This window comes from Mycobacterium gastri (assembly GCF_002102175.1).
In the GTDB taxonomy this organism is placed as follows: Bacteria; Actinomycetota; Actinomycetes; order Mycobacteriales; family Mycobacteriaceae; genus Mycobacterium; species Mycobacterium gastri.
Genome location: NZ_LQOX01000096.1, coordinates 75,611 through 101,339, shown reverse-complemented (window position 1 = coordinate 101,339; position 25,729 = coordinate 75,611). Strand labels below are relative to the sequence as shown.

Annotated in this window: 22 protein-coding genes and 2 pseudogenes; 12 read left to right on the top strand and 12 right to left on the bottom strand. The window is 68.9% G+C overall.

The genetic code is table 11. The annotated features are described in order from the left end of the window. Position 1: 1 nt before the first annotated feature. The 8 genes and pseudogenes from AWC07_RS10140 to egtE all read left to right on the top strand — a co-directional run bounded on the left by AWC07_RS10140 (position 2) and on the right by egtE (position 7,137). Positions 2-415 (top strand): hypothetical protein, encoded by a 414-nt coding sequence (locus tag AWC07_RS10140; RefSeq protein WP_085105054.1) that lies wholly within the window; start codon positions 2-4, stop codon positions 413-415. Positions 416-626: 211 nt separating this feature from the next. Continuing rightward, positions 627-893, top strand: a pseudogene (locus AWC07_RS10135) (catalase); the annotation flags it as partial. A gap of 52 nt (positions 894-945) precedes the next feature. Beyond that, a complete protein-coding gene (locus tag AWC07_RS10130; RefSeq protein WP_139829624.1) occupies positions 946-1,602 on the top strand; it encodes a sensor domain-containing protein in 657 nt (218 codons plus the stop codon). Positions 1,603-1,735: 133 nt separating this feature from the next. Next, positions 1,736-3,037: an ergothioneine biosynthesis glutamate--cysteine ligase EgtA gene (egtA, locus tag AWC07_RS10125; protein ID WP_036416514.1), complete on the top strand. Its 1,302-nt coding sequence runs from the start codon at positions 1,736-1,738 to the stop codon at positions 3,035-3,037. Next, positions 3,034-4,341, top strand: coding sequence for an ergothioneine biosynthesis protein EgtB (egtB, locus tag AWC07_RS10120; protein WP_036416516.1), 1,308 nt, complete (start codon positions 3,034-3,036; stop codon positions 4,339-4,341). The genes egtA and egtB overlap by 4 nt, the downstream gene beginning before the upstream one ends. Beyond that, on the top strand, positions 4,341-5,039 hold the full coding sequence (gene egtC, locus AWC07_RS10115) for an ergothioneine biosynthesis protein EgtC (RefSeq protein ID WP_036416517.1): 699 nt from the start codon (positions 4,341-4,343) through the stop codon (positions 5,037-5,039). Before egtB ends, egtC begins: the two co-directional genes overlap by 1 nt. Further along, positions 5,039-6,004 carry an L-histidine N(alpha)-methyltransferase gene (gene egtD, locus AWC07_RS10110; protein ID WP_036416518.1) on the top strand — a complete coding sequence of 322 codons (966 nt, stop codon included), beginning with the start codon at positions 5,039-5,041 and terminating at the stop codon, positions 6,002-6,004. The genes egtC and egtD overlap by 1 nt, the downstream gene beginning before the upstream one ends. Further along, on the top strand, positions 6,001-7,137 hold the full coding sequence (egtE, locus tag AWC07_RS10105) for an ergothioneine biosynthesis PLP-dependent enzyme EgtE (RefSeq protein ID WP_036416519.1): 1,137 nt from the start codon (positions 6,001-6,003) through the stop codon (positions 7,135-7,137). The genes egtD and egtE overlap by 4 nt, the downstream gene beginning before the upstream one ends. 11 nt (positions 7,138-7,148) lie before the next feature. Here the strand turns inward: egtE and AWC07_RS10100 are convergent, their stop codons facing one another. Together AWC07_RS10100 and AWC07_RS10095 are read right to left on the bottom strand one after the other, a co-directional pair. Further along, positions 7,149-7,838 carry a class I SAM-dependent methyltransferase gene (locus AWC07_RS10100; protein WP_036416522.1) on the bottom strand — a complete coding sequence of 230 codons (690 nt, stop codon included), beginning with the start codon at positions 7,836-7,838 and terminating at the stop codon, positions 7,149-7,151. A gap of 10 nt (positions 7,839-7,848) precedes the next feature. Next, on the bottom strand, positions 7,849-9,321 hold the full coding sequence (locus tag AWC07_RS10095) for a glutamate-cysteine ligase family protein (protein ID WP_036416520.1): 1,473 nt from the start codon (positions 9,319-9,321) through the stop codon (positions 7,849-7,851). Positions 9,322-9,436: 115 nt separating this feature from the next. Here AWC07_RS10095 and glpK point away from each other — a divergent pair, with 115 nt between their 5' ends. Next, complete coding sequence (gene glpK, locus AWC07_RS10090; RefSeq protein WP_085105057.1) at positions 9,437-10,963, top strand: glycerol kinase GlpK; 1,527 nt, start codon at positions 9,437-9,439, stop codon at positions 10,961-10,963. A gap of 276 nt (positions 10,964-11,239) precedes the next feature. Here glpK and AWC07_RS10085 read toward each other — a convergent pair whose 3' ends face one another. Then, positions 11,240-11,944, bottom strand: coding sequence for a PadR family transcriptional regulator (locus AWC07_RS10085; RefSeq protein WP_036413614.1), 705 nt, complete (start codon positions 11,942-11,944; stop codon positions 11,240-11,242). 188 nt (positions 11,945-12,132) lie between these two features. Here AWC07_RS10085 and AWC07_RS10080 point away from each other — a divergent pair, with 188 nt between their 5' ends. Further along, positions 12,133-12,450 carry a hypothetical protein gene (locus AWC07_RS10080; protein ID WP_139829630.1) on the top strand — a complete coding sequence of 106 codons (318 nt, stop codon included), beginning with the start codon at positions 12,133-12,135 and terminating at the stop codon, positions 12,448-12,450. On the opposite strand, the gene AWC07_RS10075 is transcribed toward AWC07_RS10080, so the two are convergent. Then, positions 12,451-13,347, bottom strand: a complete 897-nt coding sequence (locus AWC07_RS10075; RefSeq protein ID WP_085105053.1) for an RDD family protein — start codon at positions 13,345-13,347, stop codon at positions 12,451-12,453. Between the two features lie 63 nt (positions 13,348-13,410). Between AWC07_RS10075 and AWC07_RS10070 the strand changes: the two genes are divergently transcribed. Next, positions 13,411-14,403, top strand: coding sequence for a stage II sporulation protein M (locus AWC07_RS10070; RefSeq protein WP_036413620.1), 993 nt, complete (start codon positions 13,411-13,413; stop codon positions 14,401-14,403). 17 nt (positions 14,404-14,420) lie between these two features. Here AWC07_RS10070 and AWC07_RS10065 read toward each other — a convergent pair whose 3' ends face one another. From AWC07_RS10065 to AWC07_RS10045, 5 genes and pseudogenes are all read right to left on the bottom strand, one after another. Further along, on the bottom strand, positions 14,421-15,743 hold the full coding sequence (locus tag AWC07_RS10065; protein WP_036413622.1) for a DUF58 domain-containing protein: 1,323 nt from the start codon (positions 15,741-15,743) through the stop codon (positions 14,421-14,423). Next, a pseudogene (locus AWC07_RS10060) lies at positions 15,743-16,697 on the bottom strand (AAA family ATPase). Before AWC07_RS10060 ends, AWC07_RS10065 begins: the two are co-directional and overlap by 1 nt. Before the next feature lie 19 nt (positions 16,698-16,716). Further along, positions 16,717-17,859: a DUF4350 domain-containing protein gene (locus AWC07_RS10055; protein WP_051508004.1), complete on the bottom strand. Its 1,143-nt coding sequence runs from the start codon at positions 17,857-17,859 to the stop codon at positions 16,717-16,719. Then, a complete protein-coding gene (locus AWC07_RS10050) occupies positions 17,841-18,491 on the bottom strand; it encodes a DUF4129 domain-containing protein (RefSeq protein WP_036413630.1) in 651 nt (216 codons plus the stop codon). The genes AWC07_RS10055 and AWC07_RS10050 overlap by 19 nt, the downstream gene beginning before the upstream one ends. Before the next feature lie 24 nt (positions 18,492-18,515). After that, positions 18,516-19,790, bottom strand: a complete 1,275-nt coding sequence (locus AWC07_RS10045; RefSeq protein ID WP_036417712.1) for a membrane protein — start codon at positions 19,788-19,790, stop codon at positions 18,516-18,518. A gap of 137 nt (positions 19,791-19,927) precedes the next feature. Here AWC07_RS10045 and AWC07_RS10040 point away from each other — a divergent pair, with 137 nt between their 5' ends. Then, the gene (locus tag AWC07_RS10040; RefSeq protein WP_036417710.1) at positions 19,928-20,392 is read left to right on the top strand and encodes a GatB/YqeY domain-containing protein; all 465 of its coding nucleotides are present in this window, start codon (positions 19,928-19,930) and stop codon (positions 20,390-20,392) included. A 318-nt stretch (positions 20,393-20,710) separates the two neighbouring features. Here the strand turns inward: AWC07_RS10040 and nrfD are convergent, their stop codons facing one another. From nrfD to fdnG, 3 genes are read right to left on the bottom strand one after another with little or no spacing between them, the layout of a single operon-like run. Further along, complete coding sequence (gene nrfD / locus AWC07_RS10035) at positions 20,711-21,658, bottom strand: NrfD/PsrC family molybdoenzyme membrane anchor subunit (RefSeq protein ID WP_036417708.1); 948 nt, start codon at positions 21,656-21,658, stop codon at positions 20,711-20,713. After that, entirely contained in the window at positions 21,655-22,536 is an 882-nt protein-coding gene (locus tag AWC07_RS10030) for a 4Fe-4S dicluster domain-containing protein (RefSeq protein ID WP_036417706.1), read from the bottom strand. Before AWC07_RS10030 ends, nrfD begins: the two co-directional genes overlap by 4 nt. Next, positions 22,533-25,691, bottom strand: a complete 3,159-nt coding sequence (gene fdnG / locus AWC07_RS10025; RefSeq protein WP_244187548.1) for a formate dehydrogenase-N subunit alpha — start codon at positions 25,689-25,691, stop codon at positions 22,533-22,535. The genes AWC07_RS10030 and fdnG overlap by 4 nt, the downstream gene beginning before the upstream one ends. Positions 25,692-25,729 lie beyond the last annotated feature (38 nt).

Here is a 25,729-nt window from a genome sequence, read left to right as displayed (position 1 = left end):
CATCCCGCCTGCCGTGGCCGCCGCTGCACCGCCGCCCCCGCCGAGGGAAAAGCCGCCGAGGCTCTACCAGGCCGCGGCGTGGGTGGTGATCGTTGCCGGCGCCATCTTCATCGCATGGTCGCTATTCCTCGCCGGCGCCCTGGTTTTCGGATCCGGCAAGTGTTATCACTACCGCCACCACCATCACGGCATGTTCATGCCGGCCGGTCCGGGTCCCGGGCCGGGATGGCAGTTCGGATTCCCGGGACCCCCGCCCCCCGGCATGGGTCCCGGCATGGGTCCCGGCATGCCCCCCGGCATGGGTCCCGGTATGGGTCCCGGGTTCCCGGGTGGTCCGGGTGCCGGCCAGATGGGTCCCGGGGCTCCGCAGACGCCCAGCAGCCCCACTCCCACCACGGCGCCGTCGCGGCCATAACTGGTTCAGCGAAGAGGCGCAAACCGGGTCAGGTTGCCAACGTGGAGCGGCAACCGGCCCGGCGTCCCGTCGCGGGATGCCGGGCCGTGCTGTAGCAAGTCGAAAGTCCTTCGCGCCCAGCATGATCCGACTGGGTGGCGTCGCCAAGACGTATTACCGCGCAGCCCAATAAGTTTCGTTGAACCTGCCCAGTCGACGAGGAGACACCGAAATGACGGAGCGCTACACCACCACCGACGCGGGCAGTCCAGCTCCCAGCGACGACCAGTCGCTGACCGTCGGCCCCGACGGTCCCATCCTGCTGCAGGACCACTATCTGATCGAGCAGATGGCCATGTTCAACCGGGAACGCATCCCGGAACGTCAGCCGCACGCCAAGGGCGGCGGCGCGTTCGGCCACTTCGAGGTGACCAGCGACGTCAGCGGGCACACCAGGGCCGCGGTGTTCCAGCCCGGCGCCAAAACCGAGACACAGGTGGCCGGCGGCCGGGAAGGCGTGCGGGCACGGCTTCATGGCGAGGCCTGAGCGGATGCGAGTCGCGGTGCTGGGCCTCATCCTCGCGGGCTGGGCAGCGGGCTGGGTAGCAGCTCCCATGGCTCCGATTGCGCTGGCTCACCCGTCAGAGCCGGGGGTGGTGAACTACGCGGTCCTGGGCAGGGGATCGGTCGGCAATGTCGTCGGCGCGCCGATGGGCTGGGAGTCGGTGTTCACCCAGCCGTTCCAGGCCTATGCGGTCGATCTCCCGGTATGCAACAACTGGGCCGACATCGGGCTGCCCGAGGTGTACGACGACCCCGACCTCGCGTCGTTCAATGGGGCGATCACCCAGACCTCTGCCACCGACCAAACCCACTACGTCAAGCAGGCAGTCGGGGTGTTCGCCACCTACGACGCCGCCGGCCGGGCGTTTCACCGGGTGGTCGACCGAACCGTGGGCTGCTCGGGGCAGACCACCGCGATGCACCTGGACAACGGCACCACGCAGGTCTGGGCGTTCGACGGCGGTCCTACGACCGCCACCGACGCGGCGTGGACCAAACAGGAAGCCGGCACCGACCGGCGGTGCTTCGATCAAACCAGGCTGCGCGAAAATGTGTTGCTGCAGGCCAAGGTCTGCCAGTCGGGCAACGGCGGGCCGGCGGTCAACGTCCTGGCCGGGGCAATGCAGAACCTGCTCGGTCAGTAACCAGCCGGGCAAACGGGTATACGTCTGACCCGTGCCTCGAAAAGCGGGCGGGAATATGTCGGGGCGCTCTGGAAGATGAGATGGTGGCGGCTATCGTTCTCGATAGCTGCGCAGGCCCCGGAGGAACCGTGATATGACGTTTGCCCCCAGCACTGCCGCGGCAGCGCAGCTGGACAGCGCCGATGACAGCGCCGGTGACAGCGCCGGTGAGATCGCCTCGTTGGAAGCCGCGGGGGAGTACGTCGCTGACAGCTGCCTGGTCGACGGCCCGCTCGGGCGGGTGGGGCTGGAGCTGGAAGCGCACTGCTATGACCCCGCGGATCCGTTTCGCCGGCCAGGCTGGGACGAGATCAGCGACGTTCTGGACTGGGTGAGCCCGCTGCCCGGCGGCAGCGCGGTCAGCGTCGAACCCGGCGGCGCGGTGGAGCTGTCGGGTCCGCCTTGTGACGGCGTGCTGGCGGCCATCGACGCGATGAATCGCGACCAGGCCGTGCTGCGCCCAGCCTTCGGCGAGGCCGGTCTGGGCCTGGTATTCCTCGGTGCCGACCCGCTGCGGCCGACGAAGCGGATCAACCCGGGCCCGCGCTATCGGGCCATGGAACAGTTCTTCGCCGTCAGCGACTCCGGGGCGGCCGGCGCGGCGATGATGACGGCGACCGCCTCCATCCAGGTCAATGTCGATGCCGGGCCGCAAGCCGACTGGGCAGCGCGGGTGCGGCTGGCCCACGCCCTGGGGCCGACGATGATCGCGATCGCCGCCAATTCCCCGATGCTGGGTGGCGAGTTCTCGGGTTGGCGGTCGACCCGGCAGCGGGTGTGGGGCCAGATGGACGCGGCGCGGTGCGGGCCGATCCTGGGCGCTAGCGGGGACGACCCCGCCACCGACTGGGCGTGTTACGCCCTGAAGGCGCCGGTGATGCTGGTGCACAACCCGGATGCCGTCGCGGTGACCCACTACGTGCCCTTCGCCGATTGGGCCGACGGCCGAGTGCTGCTGGGTGACCGCCGCCCGACCACCGCCGACCTGGACTATCACCTGACCACGCTGTTCCCGCCGGTGCGTCCCCGGCAATGGCTGGAGATCCGCTACCTGGACAGCGTGCCCGACGCGTTTTGGCCCGCCCTGGCCTTCACGGTCGTGACTCTGCTCGACGACCCGGCCGCGGCCGGGCTGGCCGCCGAAGCCGTCGAACCGGTCGCCACCGCCTGGGACACCGCTGCCCGCGTCGGCCTGGAAGACCGGCGGCTCTACGCGGCGGCCAACCGGTGCGTGGCCGTCGCCGCGGAGCGCGCGCCGACGCAGCTCACCGACGCCATGCAGGTGTTGATCGCCAACGTCGAGCGGGGCCGCTGCTGCGGTGACGACTTCGCCGACCGGGTCGTCGAATCCGGGATCGCGCCGACGGTAGCGCGGCTGGCTCGAGGGGAAGCGTGACCACGCGGGACGGGCTGGCCCGGGATCTGGAGCGGGCCCGGACGCTGACGTCGCGGCTTGTCGATTTCGACGACGCGGAGCTGTGCCGCCAATACGACCCGCTGATGAGCCCGCTGGTGTGGGACTTGGCGCACATCGGTCAGCAGGAGGAGTTGTGGCTGCTGCGCGGCGGCAACCCGGATCGCCCAGGGATGCTGCCGCCGGCGGTCGAGGGCCTCTACGACGCATTCCAGCACTCCCGCGCCAGCCGGGTCGAGCTGCCGTTGCTGTCGCCGGACCAGGCTCGAGCCTTCTGCCGCAGCGTGCGCTCCGCGGCCCTGGACGCGCTGGACGCCCTGCCCGACGCGCCAGACGGCTGGCCCGACGAAGCCGGGTTCGCCTTCGGCATGGTGGCCAGCCACGAATACCAGCACACCGAGACCATGCTGCAGGCACTGAATCTGCGCCCCGGCGCGCCGCTGCTGCGCGAGACTTCCGTGCTGCCCGCCGGCCGGCCGGGCGTGGCCGGAACCTCGGTGCTGGTGCCCGGCGGGCCGTTCGTGCTGGGCGTGGACGCCGAGACTGAGCCGTACTCGCTGGACAACGAACGTCCCGCCCACGTCGTCGACGTGCCGGCCTTCCGGATTGGGCGGGTTCCGGTCACCAACGGCGAATGGCGACAGTTTGTCGACGACGGCGGCTACAGCCAATCGCGGTGGTGGTCCGATCGCGGCTGGCAATACCGCCTGGGCGCTGGCCTGACTGTCCCGCAGTTCTGGAGCTCCGACGGGCGAGCCCGCACCCGGTTCGGCTACCACGAAGACCTTCCCGCCGACGAGCCGGTGCAGCATGTCACCTATTTCGAAGCGCAGGCCTACGCGGCCTGGGCCGGCGCCCGGCTGCCCACCGAGGTGGAGTGGGAAAAGGCGTGTGCCTGGGATCCGGTGACCGAATCGCGGCGCCGCTACCCGTGGGGCACGCAGGAGCCGTCGGCCAGCCATGCCAACCTCGGTGCCGCGGCGCTGCGCCCGGCGCCCGTCGGCGCCTACCCGGCCGGGGCCTCGGCGTACGGGGCCGAGCAGCTGCTCGGTGATGTGTGGGAGTGGACTAGCTCGCCGCTGCGACCGTGGCCCGGATTCGTCCCGATGATCTACGACCGGTACTCCCAACCGTTCTTCGACGGCGACTACCGGGTGCTGCGCGGCGGATCCTGGGCCGTCGAGCCGGCCATCCTGCGGCCCAGCTTCCGCAACTGGGATCACCCGTACCGCCGGCAGATCTTCTCCGGCGTCCGGCTGGCCTGGGATGTCGAGGACCCGGCCTGATGTGCCGTCATCTGGGGTGGCTGGGCACCGAGGTGACCCTGTCCGCACTGGTGCTGGAGCCGCCGCAGAGCCTGCTGGTGCAGTCCTATGCGCCGCGCCGGCAAAAGCATGGCCTGATGAACGCCGACGGTTGGGGCGTCGGCTTTTTCGACGGCGGGGTGCCGCGGCGGTGGCGCAGCGCTTCGCCGTTGTGGGGCGACACCTCGTTCGCGTCGGTCGCGCCGGCGTTGCGCAGTCACTGCGTGGTGGCCGCGGTCCGCTCGGCGACCGTCGGGATGCCGATCGAGATCAGCGCCACCGCGCCGTTTACCGACGGAGAGTGGCTGCTGTCGCACAACGGCGTCGTCGACCGGGCTGTGCTGCCGCCGATCTCGGCGGCCGAATCCGTCTGTGACAGCGCGATATTGGCGGACCTGATCTTCGAGCGCGGCCTGGACGCACTGGCCGGAACCATCGCTGAGATCGGTGCCGCCGACCCGCTCGCCCGGCTGAACATAGTGGCCGCCAATGGATCTCGGTTGCTGGCCACCACCTGGAACGAGACGCTGTCCATGCTGCGCCGCCCCGACGGGGTGGTGCTGGCCAGCGAACCCTACGACGACGACGCCGAGTGGGCCGACGTGCCGGACCGCCACCTGGTGGAGGTCACCGCGGACGGGGTCACGTTGACCGCCTTGGACGCCACGAAAGGACCTTGATGACGCTGTCGCTGTCCAACCACCTGTCCGAGGACTCGGCCTACCTCGCCTTGTGCCGCGACGTGTTCGACGGGCTGCAGATGACACCGAAGTCGTTGCCGCCCAAGTGGTTCTATGATTCGGTGGGCAGCGATCTGTTCGACCAGATCACCCGGTTGCCGGAGTACTATCCGACCCGCGCCGAGGCTGCGATCCTGCGAGCCCACTCCGCCGACATCGCCGCCGCCAGCGGGGCCGACACCCTGGTCGAACTCGGCAGCGGCACCTCGGAGAAAACCCGGATGTTGTTGAACGCGTTGCGTGATCGCCGTTCGCTGCGCAGATTCGTGCCGTTCGACGTCGATGCCGGCGTGCTGTCCGCGGCCGCGAACGCTATCAAGAGCGAGTACCAGGGCATCGAAATACGGGCGGTGTGTGGCGATTTCGAGGAGCACCTGGCCGAGATTCCCGACGGCGGCCGACGGTTGTTCGTGTTCCTTGGCTCGACGATCGGCAACCTGACACCAGGCCCGCGGGCGGAATTCCTGGCGACCTTGGCCGGCGTGATGCGGCCCGGCGACAGCCTGCTGCTGGGCACCGACCTGGTCAAGGACACCGAGCGGCTGGTCCGGGCCTACGACGACGCGGCCGGCCTGACCGCCCGGTTCAACCGCAACGTCCTGGCGGTGATCAACCGCGAACTGGACGCCGATTTCGACCTCGACGCCTACCGGCACGTGGCCCGCTGGAACACCGCCGAGGAGCGGATCGAGATGTGGCTTCGGACCGATCGCCGGCAACGGGTGCGGGTGGGCGCACTCGAGCTGACCGTCGACTTCGCGCCCGGTGAGGAGATGCTGACCGAGGTGTCGTGCAAGTTCCGGCCGGACGGCGTCGCGGCCGAGCTGGTCGCGGCGGGGCTGCGTGGCACCCGGTGGTGGACCGACGACGCCGGCGATTTCGGCTTGTCGCTGGCCGTGAAGTGAGCACCCTGGCCAAGCGCTGGCGGGCGGCTCGCCCGCCGGTCGCGGGCCTGCACCTGGACAGCGCCGCCTGCTCGCGGCAAAGTTTTGCGGTGTTGAACGCCACCGCCCGGCATGCGCTGCACGAGGCGGAGGTCGGCGGGTATGTCGCCGCCGATGCCGCCACGGCCGTGCTCGACGCGGGGCGGGCCGCCGTGGCGACGCTGTGCGGCGTGCCGGACGCGGAGGTGGTGTTCACCACCGGCTCGCTGCACGCGCTGGACCTGTTGCTGGGCAGCTGGCCCGCACCAGGCGGGACGCTGGCCTGCCTGCCCGGAGAATACGGCCCCAACCTGGCTCTGATGGCCGCCCACGGGTTTGACGTCCGGTTCCTGCCGACACTCGAGGACGGCCGGCTGGCGCTGGACGATGCGGCGTTCGACCTGGAGGAGGATCCGCCCGATCTGGTGCATCTGACCCCGGTGGGCAGCCATCGCGGCACCGTGCAACCGCTGGCGATGATGGTCAGGCTCTGCCGCGAATTGGGGCTGCCCGTGGTCGTCGACGCCGCTCAGGCGCTGGGTCAGATGGACTGCGCGGTGGGCGCCGACGTCACTTATTCGTCGTCACGTAAATGGTTCGCCGGGCCGCGGGGTGTCGGTGTGCTGGCGGTGCGCCCGGAATTGATGGAACGGCTGACTCCGCGGCTGCCGCTTCCGGAGTGGGCGCCGGCACTGTCGGTGGCGCAGCGCCTGCAGCTTGGTGAGGCCAATGTTGCCGCGCGCGTGGGTTTTTCGGTGGCGGTCGGCGAGCACCTGAGCTACGGGCCGGAATTGATCAGGGCGCGCCTGGCCGAACTCGGCGGCATCGCCCGGACCCTGCTGGCAGACCTGGACGGCTGGGTGGTGGTCGAACCGGTCGACGAACCCAGCGCCATCACCACGCTGGCCGCGGTCGACGGCCCCGATCCGGCGGCGGTGCGAGCCTGGCTGCTCACGGAGCGGGGAATCGTGACGACCTGCGCCGATGTGGGGCGAGCGCCGCAGGAGCTGACGGCGCCGGTGCTGCGGATCTCACCGCATGTGGACACCACCGCCGACGACCTGGAGGCCTTTGCCGAGGCGCTGATCGCCGCCACCGCGGCAACTTCGGTGTAAGGCGTGCCGGATCAGCCGGCCTTGCGCGCACTCAGCAAATAGGCCGGCAGCATCATCCGGCCCTTCTCGTCGCGCGGGTGCGGCGGCATTTCAAACGGCGCTCCGGGAACCTGCGGCACATTGACATGGATAAACGCGGGCCGGATCTCGTCGATCTCCCAGTACTTGCTCACCGCGTCCCGCAACTCGTCCTCGTCGACCTCGTTGGGTCTGGCTTCGAATTCGGCCGGAAACGCCCCCTTGGCGAACACCAGCACGTAGTAACCGGCGCCCGGCGCCGCCGCGCGATGCACCGAGCGCAGGTAGCCGTCGCGACCCTCCACCGGCAGCGAATGAAACAGCGTGGAGTCCAGCACCGTGGCAAACCGGCCCTCGGAGCCGGCCGGATAGCCGGCGAAGTCGGTGATGTCGGCCTGCACGAAGCTGGCCGTGCTCAGCCCCCGCTCTTGGGCGGCCTGGGTGGCTGCCGCGACGGCGGTCGGGGTGATGTCGATGCCCACCGCGGTGTAGCCCTCGGCGGCCAATGCCAGCGACAATTCGGCGAACCCGCATCCGGCGTCGAGCACATCGCTGCGGACTTTCCCGGCGGCGATCAACGCCGCGAATTCCGGCTGCGGTTCACCGATATTCCACGGCGGCGGGCCCTCGAATACGCCCTGCTCCCGGTATGCGCCATCCCAGTCCATTACCTCAGAAGTCATGGCTTCCAACCTACTCACCCCAGGTGTGGACCGGCTCGTTGGCGTGCATGTGCTCGCAGTAGCGGCGCAGCATCTGCGCCAATGCCGCGCGCCGGTCCAGGCCGTCCTCCTGCAGAGCGCGCACGGTGGAAACCTGCCAGGTGGCGCCGTTGCGGCCGACGCCGGCCCGGCCCTCGATGACCCCCAGGAACCGGTCACGCACCTCGGCGTCGACACCCCAGCGCCGCAGTCCCTCGTGAGCCATCGGCAGCAACGTGGTCAACACCAACTCCCGCGTCGTCACCTCGCCCAGGCCCGGCCAATGCATCCGGGCATCGATGCCGTGGCGGGCTGCCGCGAAGAAATTCGCTTGTGCGTCAGCGAAACTCATCTGGGTCCAGGGCGGCTGCTCGGCTTCGGCCAGGCTGCGCAGCGCGCCGTAATAGAACGCCGAATTGGCCAGCATGTCCAGGACGGTCGGCCCGGCCGGTAACACCCGATTCTCCAGCCGCAGATGCGGCCGTCCGTCCACCACGTCATACACCGGCCGGTTCCACCGGTACACCGTGCCGTTGTGCAAGCGCAATTCGGCGAGCTGCGGGACCCGTCCGGCCGCGAGCTCGGCGACCGGATCCTCGTCGGACACCTCCGGCAGCAGCGACGGGAAGTAGCGGACGTTCTCCTTGAACAGGTCCAGGATGGAGCCGATCCACCGCTCGCCGAACCACACCCGCGGTCGCACGCCCTGGGTCTTCAGTTCCTCCGGCCGGGTGTCGGTGGATTGGGCGAACAGTTCGATGCGGGTTTCGGCCCACAGCCGGTGGCCGAAGAAGTAGGGGGAGTTCGCGCCCAGCGCAAGCTGTGGGCCGGCCAGCACCTGGGCCGCGTTCCAGTGGGCGGCGAAATCGGCAGGAGCCAGCTGCAGATGCAATTGCACACTGGTGCAAGCTGATTCGGGGGCGATCGAGGCGGCCTGCCAGCTCAACGGCTCCGGGCCGGAGATATTGATGGGGATGTCCTCACCGCGGGCGTCGAAGATCGATTCGTTCAGCGCGACGTAGCGGGTGGATTCGCTCATCCAGCCCTCGGTCAGATGCTCGGGCATCAGCGTGGGCAGGATGCCGATCATCACGATGTGGGCGCCGTCGGAACCGGCCTTCCGCTCGGCGTCATTGAGGCTGGCCCGCACGTCCCGTTCCAGGTCCAGGCCGGTACGCCCGGACAGCAGTCGCGGCGGCACATTGAATTCGATGTTGTAGGCGCCCAATTCGGTCTGGTAGGCCGGATCGCCGATCGCGTCCAGCACCGAACGATTCGTCATGGCGGGCTGGTAGTCGCCGTCGACAAGGTTGCATTCGATTTCCATCCCGGTGAGCGGCAGGTCGGAATCGAAGCTGTACTGGGAAAGCATCGTCTCGAAGACGTCCAGACAGATTTGCACCTTGCGCCGGTATTCCCGCCGGTGTGTGCGGTCATACGTGGTGCGCTTGACCTCTTCGCCCACAACGCCGATGCAACCGGTTTAGCGCCCGCCGCGCAAGTGCGACCCGGGTAGCCGCGGATCGGTACCCATCATGGACGATTAACCCCAGTGTGCGACGTCACGTTTAGGAGTGCAGTTGGCCGAGTCCTCAGAGTTCGTAGCTGCCATCGATCAGGGCACCACCAGCACCCGCTGCATGATCTTCGATCATCGGGGCGCCGAGGTGGCCCGGCACCAGCTCGAGCACGAGCAGATCCTGCCCCGCGCCGGGTGGGTCGAGCACAATCCGGTGGAGATCTGGGAGCGCACCGCCTCGGTGCTGATGTCGGTGCTCAACGCGGCTGATCTGTCGTCCAAAGACATTGCGGCACTGGGTATTACCAATCAACGAGAGACCACTCTGGTGTGGAACAAGCACACCGGCCGGCCCTACTACAACGCGATCGTCTGGCAGGACACCCGCACCGACCGCATCGCGGCGGCACTGGAGCGCGACGGCCGCGGTGAGGTGATCCGCCGCAAGGCGGGGTTGCCGCCGGCGACCTACTTCTCCGGCGGGAAGCTGCAGTGGATCCTGGACAACGTCGACGGGGTGCGCGACGCCGCCGAACGCGGCGACGCGTTGTTCGGCACCCCGGACAGCTGGGTGTTGTGGAATCTGACCGGCGGTCCGCGCGGCGGGGTGCACGTCACCGACGTGACCAACGCCAGCCGGACCATGCTGATGAACTTGGAGACGCTGGACTGGGACGACGAACTGCTGTCGTTCTTCAACATCCCGCGCGCGATGCTGCCGGCCATCGAGCCGTCGTCACCGCTGCAGCCGTACGGCGTCACGCTGGACACCGGGCCGGTGGGCGGTGAGGTGCCGATCACCGGTGTGCTCGGCGACCAGCATGCGGCCATGGTCGGTCAGGTGTGCCTGGACGTGGGAGAGGCCAAAAACACCTACGGCACCGGCAATTTCCTGCTGCTCAACACCGGCGAGACTATCGTGCGATCGCAGAACGGCCTGCTGACCACGGTGTGCTACCAGTTCGGCGACGCCAAACCCGTTTACGCGCTTGAGGGTTCGATCGCGGTCACCGGTTCGGCGGTGCAGTGGCTGCGCGATCAGCTCGGCATCATCAGCGGTGCGGCACAAAGCGAGTCGCTGGCTCGTCAGGTTCCCGACAATGGCGGGGTGTATTTCGTGCCGGCCTTCTCCGGATTGTTCGCTCCGTATTGGCGATCCGATGCCCGCGGCGCGATCGTGGGGCTGTCGCGATTCAACACCAACGCGCATCTGGCCCGCGCGACGCTGGAGGCCATCTGCTACCAGAGCCGTGACGTGGTCGACGCCATGGAAGCCGATTCCGGTGTGCGCCTTGAGGTTTTGAAGGTCGACGGCGGCATCACCAGCAACGACTTGTGCATGCAGATCCAGGCCGACGTGCTCGGCGTGGACGTGGTGCGTCCGGTCGTCGCCGAAACCACCGCGTTGGGCGCGGCCTATGCGGCGGGTTTGGCGGTGGGGTTCTGGGCGGACCCGTCGGACCTGCGGGCCAATTGGCAGGAGGACAAGCGCTGGACGCCGCAGTGGACCGACGAGCAGCGCGCCGCCGGATATGCGGGCTGGCGCAAGGCGGTGCAGCGGACCCTGGATTGGGTCGACGTGTCGTAACTCTGTCCGGTGGTGGTGGTCGTTGTGGTGTGTCCGGCGATTCGGCGTTAGCTTTCGGCCGGACTTCGCACACTTCTCGCGCCACCCCAGCCGCACCAGCACCACGGCGTTGGTCATATGTGGTCTCCGATTGCGCTAGCGCATGTGCTATCGGATTTGGAACAGCACCATGGCGGACCGGGCGACACGGCGGCTCAACGGTTGGGGACCACGTCGGTAGGACGAAACCAGCCTCGGCGATGGCGCCGACGCCGACTCGCCAACCACCAAGACCGGTCAGTCCTCGCCGAGAATTCCGTAGATCTCGCGGCGTGCGTTGTTGAGGATGTCGACGATGCGTTGCTGCTGCTCGGCGCCGGCGGCATGCGCTGCTTGCATGACCGCGCCGAGCAGCTGGCCCATGGCCCGGCGTAATTCGAGGTGTCCGGGTGCGACGCCGTCGGCGATCTCCTCCCACGGCGGGGTGTCGATCTTCTCGGCGGCCGCCCGGCCCTCGTCGGTCAGCTCGAAGAGCTTCTTGCTGCCGTCGGACGCGCCGGCGGTGATCAGGCCCTCGTCGTCGAGTAGCTGCAGCGTCGGGTACACCGAGCCGGGGCTGGGACGCCACAGGTCATTGCTGCGCTCGGCGATCTGCTGGATCATCTCGTAGCCGTGCATCGGCCGCTCGCTCAGCAGCACCAGGATGGCCGCCCGGATGTCACCGCGGCGGCCACGGCCGCGGCCGCGTCCGCCGCTACGCCAGCCGCCGGGGCCGAAGCCGAAACCGAACCCGGGGCCGAAACCGGGGCCGAAGCCCAGCGGTCCGTCGTGTTCGCCGGCGTGGTCGCGCAGGTTTGCGAAGAATTCCCGTCGGGCCTGCCGCCTGGCGCTGTGCAGCGCGCGCCGTTGTGCGGGCGGCAGCCCCAGAGCGGGGCCGGGGCCGAAGCCGAATCCGGGCCGAGCGCCGAATGGCCCGCCGGGCGCAGTGAAGAGGTTGTCCATGTCTGTTGCCTATCTGTCTGTCGAAAGCGGCGCTGAAAGCTGCGCTGATACAATAACGATATATCGTGACAGAACGCGATGCAACGATGAACTTCGGGTTTGCGGTTGGCATTGCCTGGGTAGCCACTGAGGTCATGAACGGCAGAAATCGCCTGACGGAGACGCGTCCCAGTGGCGTAGCCGATGCGATGCAGGGCAGCGGCCAGGCCCGCTTATGGGTCACCTGGGTGCTCGCGCTGCTGACGGTGCCGGGTGCCGCGATCGTGATGTTGTTCGCTCTGGGCGCGGTGATGAGCACCGATGCCTGTAGTGAAAGCCGCTGCCCCAACCTGGGCGCCGGGATCGACTTCGGTGTCTTGTTCTACGGCGCGCCGGTGGTGGCCCTGTTGGTCATCGTCGTCTCGGTGTTCACCGCCAAGCTCCGGTTCGGCATCGCGGTTCCGCTGCTCGGCGTGGCGCTATTGGTTGCCGACGTCGCCATCCTGGCTGCGACGGTCGCGCAGTAGCTAGCTCGGCGGCGAGAAGCCGCCGGGCGGCGGGGTTTGCGGCGGCACGTCGGGCTCCGGCCACGGAATCGCCTGCGGCGGCGGGTACATCGGTGGCTGGGCGGGCCACGGCGCCGCAGCGTACGGACCACCCTGCGGTCCCATAGCCGGGCCCATAGCCGGACGCAGCCGTGCCAACTCGCGGCGGTGCCGCTCGGCAAGCACCGCGGCCAGCGCCAGCCGCGGCGGAACGCCCGGCGGGGGCGGCGGGGCGACCCGGGAGAACACCTCGGCGGCAATCCGGTACGCCATCTGCTCACGCAACCGCGGATCCAATTGCGTTGCCCGGGAAAGGAATTGGCGCGCGACTTCGGCCTGGCCGGCGGTGAGCCCGGACAGCTGCAGCGACGACGCCCACCAGGCCAGCGACGGCGGCATGGCCGGCGGCGGCCCCAGGCGCGGCGCGCGCTCGCTGACGACGATGGTGCCGGCGAACATGTCGCCCACGCGCTTGCCTTTCGGCGACACCATGCTGCAGATCACTGCCGGGCTGCCCATCAGCATCCAGATCTCTACCACCGAGGCCAGCGCCCGAAACAGCGCCTGGCGGAAGCGCTCCGGGCCACCGTCGTCGGATACCACCCGCAGGCCCATCACGATCTTGCCCACCGACCGGCCCCGCGTCGCGGTCTCGATGGCCACCGGGTAGCCGACGAACGCCAGCACCGTGAACATGATCAGGAACGCAATGGTCAGCGCCTCGTCCAACTGACTCAACGCGGCCGCCCACAGCATCAGCCCGAGTAGGTAGCCGATGAAGATCACCGTCATGTCGATGATCGCGCTCACCGCACGCACCGGCAGCTGGGCGATCTGCACATCGAGCACCACGGCGTCCCCGGTCACCACCTCCGACATACCCCGGAACGCTACAGGTTTGCGGACGGCTGCCTGCCGCACTCGGTTGGGTACGCTGCGCAGGTGGACGTCGACGCGTTCTTGCTGACCCACCGCGGCACCTGGGATCGCCTCGACCAGTTGGTCAAAAAGCGTCGCTCACTGACCGGTGCCGAGGTCGACGAGCTCGTCGAGCTCTACCAGCGCGTATCCACGCACCTGTCGATGCTGCGGTCGGTGTCGTCGGATTCGCTGCTGATCGGCCGGTTATCGAGTCTGGTCGCCCGCGCGCGGGCCGCGGTCACCGGCGCGCACGCGCCGCTGACTAGTACCTTCGTCCGGTTCTGGACGGTGTCCTTCCCGGTCGTCGCCTACCGCGCCGGGCGCTGGTGGTTGGCGACGGCGGTGGCGTTCTTCGCCGTCGCGGTGCTCATCGCGTTCTGGGTGGCCGGCAGTCCGGAAGTGCAGTCGGTCATCGGAACTCCCACCGAGATCAACGAATTGGTCAACCACGATGTCGAGTCGTATTACAGCGAGCACCCGGCAACGTCGTTCGCGCTGCAGGTCTGGGTGAACAATTCCTGGGTGGCGGCCAAGTGCATCGCGATGTCGGTCGTGCTGGGCCTGCCGATACCGCTGGTGCTTTTCCAGAACGCGGCCAACGTCGGAGTGATCGCCGGCTTGATGTTCCAGGCCGGCCGGGGTGGCCTGCTGCTGGGCCTGCTGATTCCGCACGGGCTGCTCGAGCTGACGGCGGTGTTCCTGGCCGCGGCAACCGGGATGCGGCTGGGGTGGTCGGTGATCGCGCCCGGTGACCGGCCGCGCGGACAAGTGCTGGCCGAGCAGGGCCGCGGCGTGGTGTCGGTGGCCGTGGGTCTGGTGGGGGTGCTGCTGGTGTCCGGGCTGATCGAAGCGATGGTGACGCCGTCACCGTTGCCGACCTTCGTCCGGATCGCCATCGGCCTCCTCGCCGAGGCCGCGTTCGTGTTCTACATCGTCTACTTCGGCCGTCGCGCCGCCGAGGCCGGGGAAACCGGCGACATCGAGGACGCTCCCGACGTGGTGCCCACCGGCTGAGCGCGGGCCGCCGAAAACTAAAGCCGGCCGGTCGCTTTCATCGCCAGATAACGATCCGCCAGGGCCGGCGCAATCTCGGTGGGCGGCGCGTCGACAACGTCCACTCCGCCGTGGCGCAGTCGCGACGCGATCGCCCGCCGGTCGTTGCGGGCGCGTTCGGCGGCCGCCGCGTCGTACACCGCGGCGGCGTCGGAACGCCCGATGGCCAGTTGGTCGACGCGCGGGTCGGCGACGGCGGCCACCACCACATGGTGTTTGGCCGACAGCTGCGGCAATACCGGCAGCAGGCCCTCGTCCAGGGCGGTGGCGTTGAGGTCGGTCAGCAGCACCACCAGCGACCGGCGCCGGGTCCGCCGTAGAATGGTGGAAATCATTGCCCGCCAATCTGACTCGATAAGGGCCGGTTGCAGCGGGGCCATCGCGTCGACCAGTTGGGCCAGCAGTTCGGTGCGCGACGCCCCGAACACGGCCGCCCGGCTGACCCGGTCGTGGGCCAGGAAGTCGACATGGTCGCCGGCCCGCGACGCCAGCGCCGCCAACAGCAGCGCGGCATCCATCGACCAGTCCAGCCGGGGCCATCCGGCGGGATCGGCGGCCGTCGGGTCGACCCCGACCCGCCCTGCCGCCATCCGCCCGGTGTCGAGCACCACCACCACCCGCCGGTCCCGCTCGGGCCGCCAGGTGCGCACCATAACGTCGGAGCGACGTGCCGTCGCGCGCCAGTCGATCGAGCGGACGTCGTCGCCGACGACGTATTCGCGCAGCGAATCGAATTCAGTGCCTTGCCCGCGGATCAGCGTCGGCAACAAGCCGTCGATCTCACGCAGTTTGGCCAGCCGCGACGGCAGGTGCTTACGCGACAGAAACGGCGGCAGCACCCGGACCTTGCCGGGCACCGGCTGCGAACTCTGTCTACCCGCCAAGCCCAGCGGCCCGAGCGATCTCGCGGTGACAGCGGCCGCGCGCTGGTCGCCGCGGCGAACCGGCCGCAGCTGGGTCGTTAGCTGCTGGCGCTCACTGCCGCCGACGTTGACCCGGTGGCTGCGTGGTTCGCCGCGGGCGCTGGGCGGCCAGGCGTCGCGGATCTGGCCGCGGAACCGGCGTCGGCCCTGGTTGTGGATCGACAGGCCCGCGTCCGCGGGCTGGCCCAGCCGGATCGAGCTGTCCGGGGAACGGGTGAAGCGCAACTTGCGGGTGCTGGCCGCCGCCACGATGTCGACGACCACGGCCGTCAACAGCAGTGCCAGCAGGATCACGAAAGCCCTTGCCGGCCAAGGGGCCAACGCGATCGGCAGGACGCAGATCAGCGCCAGCAGTCCGGTACGTCCGGTCAGGATCACTAGCGGGGCACCGGAACCGAGGCCAGTATCCCGTCCAGCACGCCGTCGGGCGTGGCCCCTTCCAGCTCGGCTTCCGGACGCAACATGATCCGGTGCCGCAGCGTAGGCCTGGCCATGGCCTTGACGTCGTCGGGAGTGACATAGTTGCGCCCCGACAACCACGCCCACGACCGGGCGGTGCCGAGCAGCGCCGTCGCCCCGCGCGGCGACACCCCCAATTGCAGTGCGGGGGAGGAGCGGGTGGCCCCCGCGATGTCGACGATGTAGCCCAGGACCTCGTCGGCGATCAGCACCTGACGAACCGCCTCGCGTCCGGCGGCCAGCTCAGCCGCCCCGGCCACCGGCCTGATCGCGGACAGATCGCGCGGGTCGAAACCGTGCGCGTGCCGGCCCAGGATCGCGATCTCGGAGTCGCGGGCCGGCAGCGTGACGTTGAGTTTCATCAGGAAACGGTCGAGCTGGGCCTCGGGCAGCTGATAGGTGCCCTCGTATTCGATCGGGTTCTGCGTGGCCGCGACGATGAACGGGTCCGGCAGCAGTTTGGCCCGGCCTTCCACGCTGACCTGACGCTCTTCCATGGCCTCCAGCAGCGCGGCCTGCGTTTTGGGCGGCGTGCGGTTGATCTCGTCGGCGAGCAGCAGGTTGGTGAACACCGGGCCCCGGCGGAAGGTGAACTCGGCGCTGTGCGAGTCGTAGACCAGCGAACCGGTGACATCGCCGGGCATCAGGTCGGGGGTGAACTGCACCCGCTTGAACTCCAGCTGCAGCGCGGCGGCCATGGCCCGGACCATCAGCGTCTTCGCCACTCCCGGAACGCCTTCCAGCAGCACGTGGCCGCGGCACAGCAGCGCGATCACCAGGCCGCTGATCACACCGTCCTGTCCGACGACGGCCTTGCCGATCTCGGCACGTAGCCCCAGCAACGCTTCGCGTGCCGAGTCCGCGGGCGCGGATTGGGTGGGAGCGGGTTGTGTCACGAGTGGGTGACCTGCCTTTCGATGTCGTCGAGCGCGCGGGCGAGGTGTAGTAGATCCTGGTCGGTGGCCGGTGGCGGACCGTACAGGTGGTATCGAACGAACTCCGGGTCGGCCCCGCTGCGCCGGGCCACCGTCGTCACCACCGCCGGCGGGTCGGTGCCGGGGCCGATACCCAACCGCGGCAGCAGCCGCTGCAGCGTGGCGGTGCGCAGCGCCTCGGCGGCGCGATCGCGGGCTCGCCGGGACCGGTACAGCCGGCCGCGGCCCTCGACCGTCTCCGAGGCGCGGACCACCACGGGTATCTCTTCGGCCACCAGCGGGCCCAGCCGGCGGCCCTTCCAGAGCGCCACCAGCAGTACCACCAGCCACAGCTGCCAGACGATCCACGTCACGTTCGTCGGGATCAGGTCGGACAGCGAACCGGGCTCCGACGTCTGTCCCTCGACCCGGTGCGGCGCATACCAGACCACCCGTGGCCGATCACCCGCGAGGTTCATCGCCAGCGCGGCGTTGCCCTCTTTGAGCAGGCCACCGTTGGTCATGAAGTCGCTACTGCCGACCACCGTGACGGTTCGCCCGGCATCGCGATAGCGGACCAATGCCCCGCCGTAACAGCTGACCACCTCCAGATCGTCTCTGGGCTGGTAGGCATCGCTGGGCCCAAAATGTACTTTCCCGGCCCGATTAGCTTCGCGCAGCGGGCATTTCGGTTGGGACGCGAATTGCTCGGCGGCGGTGATGCGCAGCTTCGGGGTGAGCGCTCTGCGGGCTCGCGCCGTGGGTTCGACCAAGAGCAGGTCACCGGGGGCTTGGGCCAGCCGCTGCAGCAATGAGCTGTCGGTCAGGTAGTGGGTCTGCGCCACCAGCAGCAACGAGTCGGCGCGGGCCGAGCGTTCGACGTCGGCGACGGTGTTGGCGACGACGACCTCGACGCCGCCGTCGCGCAGCAACGTCACCAGCGCATGGGCGCCGGAAGGGCTGGTGGCCGCGGGATCCATTGTGCCGCCGGGCCGCGGCGCGGTCAGGTAGGTGCCGACGGCGGCGACGAGGATGATCGCGGCCAGCGCGAGCACCATGGCGCGCCACGGGCGCCGTCGTCGGGTGATACCCGGTGCCGGCTTCACCGGACCTGCGCCCAGGAATCGGGTGCGGCGGGGCGTTCCATCGCCGGCGAGGCATGAGCACGTGAGCGCAAGTGGTCGTCGAGGTCCGCGACCAGCCGGTAGGCATCTTGAGTTCCGGGCCGCTCGCCATAGGTGACGTCGTTGAAAGCCGTTGCGGCCCTGGCCAATTCGCCTGCCAGGTGCGGCAGGGCCCCGCCCGCGTCGGTGGCCAGCTCGTTGGCGGTGCGCCCGGGAGCCGGGTTCAGCACGCCGGTCTCTTCCAGCTCGCGCGCGACCGCGCGCAGCCGATGCCGGATGGCTGCGGCCCAATTGCCTTGGGCCGCAAACGCTTCAGCCGTGGCTCTATGCTGGGCGGCGGTGAGTTGGCCGGCTTCGAACAGCTGGTGATCACCGCCGCGGTTGGTGCGCATGGTGCGGCGGGCGATGTGGACGGCGACGATCACCGCGATCACCGCCAGGATGAACAGCACCGTCAGGGTGAACCAGCCACCGGATACCGAAGCGCCCTTCTCCAGCAGCCGGTACAATTGCTCGTTGAGCCAGTCGCTGAAAGCCGTCGACAGGGACGGCTTGGGGTAGATCGGTTTGTCGAGCTCATGCTGCGCCGCCTGGTGGGCGGCGTCGCGGTCGATGTCGATGGAAGGCATCGTCAGTCAGTCCTTACCAGTCGCTTAGTAAGGCCGCGTGAGCCACAGGTTGTCGGTGGACTCCACCGCGGCGGGCCCACCGGCGGCACCGGTCTGCAGGACCAGATCGAAGGCTTCGGCGCGCATGCGGCGATCGGTGTAGAGCAGCACGACAACTCCGGCGGTGAACGGTGCGGTGATGATCTGGCTGATCGCTGAGCCGACGGCCGACAGCGTCGTGCCGACGAGCAGCATAGTGATGGATCCGCCCGACGCGGTAACGCCCAACAAGATCTGGCTCGCGATGCTGAAGGGCGCCGCGACCGCACCGCCGACCAGGCCCACCACCAGGGCCGTCAGCAACCGGATACCCAGGACTCGCCAGAAACCGCCGCGGACCAGCCGGAACGACCTGGTGACCGCGTCCACCAGCGGCAGTCGCTCCAGCACGATCAGCACCGGCGCGAACATCAGCATGGTGTACAGATAACCCAGCAGCAACCCGACCAGCAGCAGGAGCGGGATGCCGAGCAGGACCGCCACCGCGCCGTTGGCCACGGCCGCGACCCCGACCAGAATCACCACCACCAACCCGGCGAGCGCCACCATCCCGGCGGCTTCCAGCAGTGCCAGCCCGATCAGCGCCAGCACGCGCCCGCGGACCCTGGCCCAGGCTTCGCCGATGGTGATGGGAGACCCGAATACCGCGCGCCCGACGACGACGGTGAGGATTCCGCTCAGCAGCATGCCGCCCAGCCAGGTAACCAGACCACTGGCCGCCACCGAACCCATCCACGCACCGAAGACGCCCACGCTCAGCTCGGTCGACGGCTGGGTTTTCAGCTGATTGAGGGCCGTCAACGGCCCGATCGTGGCGATCAGCGTGATGACCTGCATGATGACCACGACGATGGCGGTCAGGCCCAGCGTCGCCTTCGGGTTGGTGCGGATGTAGCCGACCGCGCCGTTGTAGATGTCGCTCAAGGTCAACGGTCGCAGTGGGATGATGCCGGGCTTGACCGCCCCGGGAACCAGCGGCGAACCGTACCCGGGTGGTGGCGCACCGTAGCCCGGCGGGGCACCGTAACCAGGCGGCGCACCGTAACCCGGCGGCGGGGCACCGTACCCCGGTGGCATGCCGTAGCCAGGTGGCACACCGTAACCGGGCGGCGGGCCGTATCCGGGCGGTGGGGCGCCATAGCCCGGCGTCGGCGATGGCGGCGGGGGATAGCCGGCCCCCAATGGTGGGTACCAGGCCGGTACGTACCCGGGGGTCTCGGCCGGCGGGTCAACCGGATAACTCGGCGGCAGCGTACTCACCGGATGTGGCGGCTGTCGTCGTTGGTCATGGGCTCCATCCTGTCGGCGGTCGGCGCATTTCTCAATGTAGGTATGACTTCCGGTCTTGGTGTTCGGGTTCGGCAGCCTCCGAAAAGAACGCGCGTAGCGTCTCTGCCATGGCGGAACTCAAATCGCGGCTTCGGGCCGACCTGACCAAAGCGATGAAAACGCAGGATAAGTTGCGAACCGCGACCCTACGCATGGTGCTGGCCGCAATCCAGACCGAGGAAGTATCCGGCAAGCAGGCCAAAGAGCTCTCCGACGACGAGGTGCTCAAGGTACTGGCCAGGGAATCCCGCAAGCGTGGCGAGGCGGCGGAGATCTATACCCAGAACGGGCGTGGTGAGCTGGCCGCCAACGAGCACGCAGAAGCCCGGATCATCGACGAGTATCTGCCCACGCCGCTCACCGAGGCAGAAGTGGCCGACGTCGCTGACACTGCCATCGCCCAAGTGGCCGAACAGCTCGGGCATCGGCCCACCATGAAGCAGATGGGCCTGGTTATGAAGTTCGCCACCGAGATCGCCGAGGGCAAAGCCGACGGGGCCCGCTTGTCGGCGGCGGTCAAAGAACGGCTGTAGTCACGGAGGAAGCGGTTTATCGACGGCTTGCTGCGCCGAGCGTGACATGGCGACGAAAAAACGGCCAAATTCTCGCCCTCAGAACACGTTCGGCGAAATCCCGGTGACGGCGATCAACGCGCGCGACCGTCGATAGTGCGCTCTTGGCCTTGGCCTTGGCCTTGGCCTTGGGTTTAGTCTTAGTACCACTTTTCGACCGGCCCCGCCGCAAACGCGCAGTTCAGCGATGTGCCACCGCCCGAACTCGGGGATCGTGAGCCCAGTCGGGTCTAGCATCCGGGAACACCCCAGCCCTGAGCGCGCTCATCGCGGCCATGCTCAGGTGCCGGCATCAAGCCGCTGGCGCTGCGGCACCACCACGTATTTCGGATCCCGGGTGGATTCCACACCGGCCTCGAACACCCCGAACCGCTGCAGCGCACTGCCGGTGAGCAGCGCCAGCCCGCACAGCGCCGCCGCGAACCGGCTCCGGCCTGCCGCCGCCGTGCCCAGCGCCCCACTGACCGTCAGGTACTCCGCCCACTTGCGCAGCCGGTGAGCTTTGCCGGTGGTGTACGCCTCGGCGGCCAGCCCCAGCCGTTGCTCCAGCAGCCGCGACGCCGCGACCTCCAGCCCGGCGCCCACGACCGCCAGTCGCCGCGCCGGACCGGCCTCGGCCACGGGCGCCAGCACCATGCCCCAGCCGCCGCCGCTGGCTGCGGCCGAGCCGGTGAAGACGAAGGGCAGATACGGGTGCGCCTCGTGCCAGGCGGGGACGGCGGTCTGCGACAGCAGCACCGCGGTGTAGGAGGCGACCCCGGGTGCGACGGCCGCCGCCGACAACCCCGCCGGACGTGCCAGCCAGCCCAGCAGCCTCCCGGCCCACGACCGTCGCAGCCACCCCGGCATGAGCTCGGCGGCCCCGGCCAGCCCGGCGCCCGGCCCGTAAGCGGTCAGAATCCAGGTGCCCACGCTCATCGGCGAACTCGGCTTGGCCACCCGCAGCATGTGGTGGAACCGCTCGGGGCGGCCCAGGTCGGCGACGAGGAAGTACATGCTGGCCACGATGCTGGCCAGAGCCCCGACGCGGCTCACCCGGCGCAGCGCCGGGCGCCCGGTCAGATCGGCGCCGGCGGCCAGTAGCGCAGACCCCGCCGACAGGCCACCGGAGAACAGGTACGCCGCGATCTTCCAATCCCACACCGGTGGTTTGAGCACCGGACGCCCGTAATAGGACCGGAACTCCGCTCGGGGCACGGCAAGCTGTTCCCGGCCGCCGGCGGTCATTGCCGGCTCCCGACGAATGCCGACACCGCGGCGGCCACCAGCGCCGACGCGGCCATCCCGGCGTAGCGCCACATGGCCGGCAGGTCCCGGGTGGGCACCACCGGATCCGGCGGCAATCCGTAGACCTCGGGCTCGTCCAGGAGCAGGAAGAACGCGCCGTCACCGCCCACGCCGTCGTCGGGATCGTGACCGTACAACCGCGCCTCGGGCACGCCGCGCTCATGCAGCTGCTCGACCCGGCGGGCGGCGCGCTCCCGCAGTTCGTCGAGCGGCCCGAACTGGATGGAGTCGGTGGGGCAGGCCTTGGCGCACGCCGGTTCCAGCCCGTCATGCAGCCGGTCGTAGCACAGGGTGCACTTCCACGCCCGGCCGTCACCTTCGCGGCGGTCGATCACCCCGTACGGACAACCGGACACGCAGTACCCGCAGCCGTTGCAAATGTCTTGCTGCACAACGACAGTGCCGAACTCGGTGCGGAACAGCGCGCCCGTCGGGCACACGTCCAGACACCCGGCATGCGTGCAGTGCTTGCATACGTCGGAGCTCATCAGCCAGCGAAAGTCGGTGCGGGACTCCGGGCCGGCCGACGCGCCGGGGCGCTCGAATTTCGGGATGCCGAGGTCGGTAGCCGGCTGCTCGATGAACGCCACGTGCCGCCAGGTGTTGGCGCTGAGCATGCCGGTGTTGTCGAACGACATCCCCAGCAGGTTGAAGCCGTCGTCGGGTACCCGGTTCCATTCCTTGCAGGCCACCTCGCAGGCCTTGCAGCCGATGCACACCGAGGTGTCGGTGAAGAACCCGACTCGCGGTGGGTGCTCCACATGCCCGGCATCACCGGCCGGATCGCTCAGCGGGCCATATAAACTGTTGCGGTTCAAGGTGTTTCCTCGCTATGGGTGTCCAGGCGGGTGCCGGTCGCCGCGGTGACGCCGGCCCGGCGGCGGTATTCGGCGATGTAGGCCAGCAGCGCCGGTCCGCGGGGCCGTCGTCCCGGTTGCACGTCACAGGTGCAGACCTTGCTCTCCTGGATGAAGACGTTGGGATCCAGCACCACCCCGAGCAGGTCGTTGACCACGTCGCCGTCGACCAGGCCGGCATAGCCCCAGTGGTAGGGCATCCAAAGTTGTTGCACCACACGGTCTTCGATGCGAAGCGGCTTCATCCGCTCGGTCACCAGCACCCGCGCGTCCACCGCGGTGCGGCTGGTGATCACGTGCGCCCAGTCCATGTGTGTCAGACCCCGGATGCGCGCCAATTCCGGTGATACCTCGACGAACAACGCGGGCTGCAGCTCCGACAGGTAGGGCAGCTGCCGGCTCATCCCGCCCGCCGTGTGGTGCTCGGTCAGCCGCGCCGCGGTGAAGACGAACGGGAACACCTCACCGTGGGCCTCCGGCGGCGCCGGGTTCGACGGATTGTCGTTGCGGCCGTAGACGATTCGAGCCGGGTTGCCCTGCTGCTTGTAGAGGGCGTTGCGCACCGGGGACTCGTGCGGCTCGTAATGGGTGGGCAGCGGACCGTCGGCCAAACCGCTGGGTGCGAACAGCCAGGCCTTGCCGTCGGCCTGCATGACGAACGCGTCGTCGCCGCGCAACGCCTCGACACCCACCGCGCCTTCGGGCGGGCGGTAGTCCGGCGGTTTGTGCTTCTCGAAGTCGGGAATGTCGTGGCCGGTCCACTCGCCCCGGTCCGGATCCCACCAGATGAGCTTCTTGCGCTCGCTCCACGGCCGGCCCGCCGGGTCGGCCGACGCCCGGTTGTAGAGCACCCGCCGGTTCAGCGGCCAGGTCCAGCCCCACTGCGAGGCGTCCCGCCGGTCCGCCTGGTTCACGTCGTCGGCATACACGCCGCTGTAGATCCAGCAGCCGCAAGCGGTGCTGCCGTCGGCCTTCAACTCGGTGTAGCCGTTAACCGCCCGACCGGTGCTCAGGTCGATGCCGTTGATGCGGCGCAACACGTCCTCGCCCGAGGGCTCGTTACCCTCCATCGCGTAGTCCCAGAACAGCTCCAGCAGCGGCCGGTCGCGCTCGTCGGTCGAGCCGGCCAGCTTGTCCCGCAGCCGCCGGCCCAGGTGGTAGAAGAACCACAACTCCGAGCGGGCGTCACCGGGCGGGTCGACGGCTTTCTCCCGCCACTGCAGCATCCGCTGGGTCTGGGTGAACGTGCCGGCCTTCTCCACGTGCGAGGCCGCCGGGAAGAAGAACACCTCGGTGCGGCAGGTCTGCGGGGTGATCTCGCCGGTCTCGACCTCGGGGGCGTCTTTCCAGAAGGTGGCGCTTTCGATCATCACCAGGTCGCGGACCACCAGCCAGTCCAGGTTGGCCATGCCGAGCCGCTGCAGCCGTCCGTGGGCCGACCCGACGGCCGGGTTCTGGCCGAGCAGGAAGTAGCCGAACACCTTGCCGTCGACCATGTCCATGACGGTGCGGTACGTTCCGTGGTCGCCGTTGATCCGTGGCAGGTAGTCGAAGCAATAGTCGTTGTCGGCGGTGGCGTGCTCGCCCCAGTACTCCTTGAGCAGCGACACCATATAGGCGTCGGCGTTGTGCCAGAAACCCTTCTGGTTCTGGCTCTTGATCCGGTCCAGGTAGTCGGCCAGGGTGGCCTGGCCGGCGTGCGGCATGGCCAGGTAACCGGGCAGCAGGTTGAACAGCGTCGGCACGTCCGTGGAGCCCTGGATGCTGGCATGCCCGCGCAGTGCGAACACCCCGCCGCCGGGCCGGCCGACATTGCCCAGCAGCAGCTGGATGATCGAGCCGGCACGGATGAACTGCGCGCCCATCGTGTGCTGGGTCCAGCCCACGCTGTATACCAGCGCCGTGGTGCGCTCGCGGCCGGAATTTTCCGTCCACGCCCGCGCGACCCGCAGGAAGGTTTCGGCCGGCACGCCGCACACCCGCTCCACCATCTCCGGGGTATAGCGGGCGTAGTGCCGCTTGAGGATCTGGTAGACGCAGCGCGGGTGCCGCAGCGTCGGGTCGGCCGGGATCTGGCCGGCAGCACCCGTCGACTCGTAATGCCAGGTCGCCGGGTCATAGGAGGCGGTGTCGGGGTCGTAGCCGCTGAACAGGCCGTCGAGATCCTCGGCGTCCCGGTAATTTTCGTCGACCAGGAACGCGGCGTTGGTGTAGGCGGTGACGTACTCGCGGAAGTCCAGCTCGTTGGACAGGATGTAGTTGATCACCCCGCCGAGGAACGCGATGTCGCTGCCGGCGCGCAGCGCCACGTGCCGGTCGGCCAGCGCGCTGGTGCGGGTGAACCGCGGGTCGATGTGGACGACCTCGGTGCCGCGCGCCTTGGCCTCGATCACCCACTGGAACCCGACCGGATGGGCCTCGGCCATGTTCGAACCCATGATGACGATGAAGTCGGAGTTGACCAGGTCTTGCTGGTAGTCCGTCGCTCCGCCGCGACCGAAGGAGGCTCCCAGACCGGGAACCGTGGCGCTGTGTCAAATACGGGCTTGGTTCTCGATCTGCAACGCGCCCAGGGCGGTGAACAGCTTCTTGATCAGGTAGTTCTCTTCGTTGTCCAGGGTGGCGCCGCCGAGGCTGGCGATGCCCATGGTGCGGCGCAGCGTGTTGCGGTCGGCGTCGAAGTCCTGCCAGCCCTTGCGACGGGCGTCGAGCACCCGGTCGGCGACCATGTCCATCGCGGTGTCCAGGTCGAGTTCCTGCCACTCGGTGGCGTAGGGGGCGCGGTAGCGCACGACGGTTTCCCGCTGCGGCCCGGTGACCAGCTGGGTGCTGGCAGATCCCTTGGGGCACAAGCGTCCTCGGGAAATGGGGCTGTCCGGGTTGCCCTCGATCTGGATGACCTTCTCGTCTTTGACGTACACCTTCTGCGCGCAGCCCACCGCACAGAACGGACACACCGAGTGCGCGACGTGGTCGGCCTCGGCGGTGCGCGGCGTCAGCGTTGCCGAGCGAGCCGACTGTGCGGCTTTGCCGCGGCCCAGCGGGTCGGCCCCGGTGAGCTGGCGGTAGAGCGGCCACGATTGGATCAACTTCGCAAACTTGCTTTCCGGGTGCATTGCTTGATCAAACCCTGCGGCGTACCTGGGGAGCAACC

Coding starts and splice junctions, on each gene's coding strand:
- AWC07_RS10130 (WP_139829624.1), top strand. CDS start 946: ATGCGAGTCGCGGTGCTGGGCCTCATCCTCGCGGGCTGGGCAGCGGGC.
- egtA (WP_036416514.1), top strand. CDS start 1,736: ATGACGTTTGCCCCCAGCACTGCCGCGGCAGCGCAGCTGGACAGCGCC.
- egtC (WP_036416517.1), top strand. CDS start 4,341: ATGTGCCGTCATCTGGGGTGGCTGGGCACCGAGGTGACCCTGTCCGCA.
- egtD (WP_036416518.1), top strand. CDS start 5,039: ATGACGCTGTCGCTGTCCAACCACCTGTCCGAGGACTCGGCCTACCTC.
- AWC07_RS10100 (WP_036416522.1), bottom strand. CDS start 7,838: ATGACTTCTGAGGTAATGGACTGGGATGGCGCATACCGGGAGCAGGGC.
- AWC07_RS10085 (WP_036413614.1), bottom strand. CDS start 11,944: ATGGACAACCTCTTCACTGCGCCCGGCGGGCCATTCGGCGCTCGGCCC.
- AWC07_RS10080 (WP_139829630.1), top strand. CDS start 12,133: ATGCAGGGCAGCGGCCAGGCCCGCTTATGGGTCACCTGGGTGCTCGCG.
- AWC07_RS10075 (WP_085105053.1), bottom strand. CDS start 13,347: ATGTCGGAGGTGGTGACCGGGGACGCCGTGGTGCTCGATGTGCAGATC.
- AWC07_RS10050 (WP_036413630.1), bottom strand. CDS start 18,491: ATGCCTTCCATCGACATCGACCGCGACGCCGCCCACCAGGCGGCGCAG.
- AWC07_RS10040 (WP_036417710.1), top strand. CDS start 19,928: ATGGCGGAACTCAAATCGCGGCTTCGGGCCGACCTGACCAAAGCGATG.
- nrfD (WP_036417708.1), bottom strand. CDS start 21,658: ATGACCGCCGGCGGCCGGGAACAGCTTGCCGTGCCCCGAGCGGAGTTC.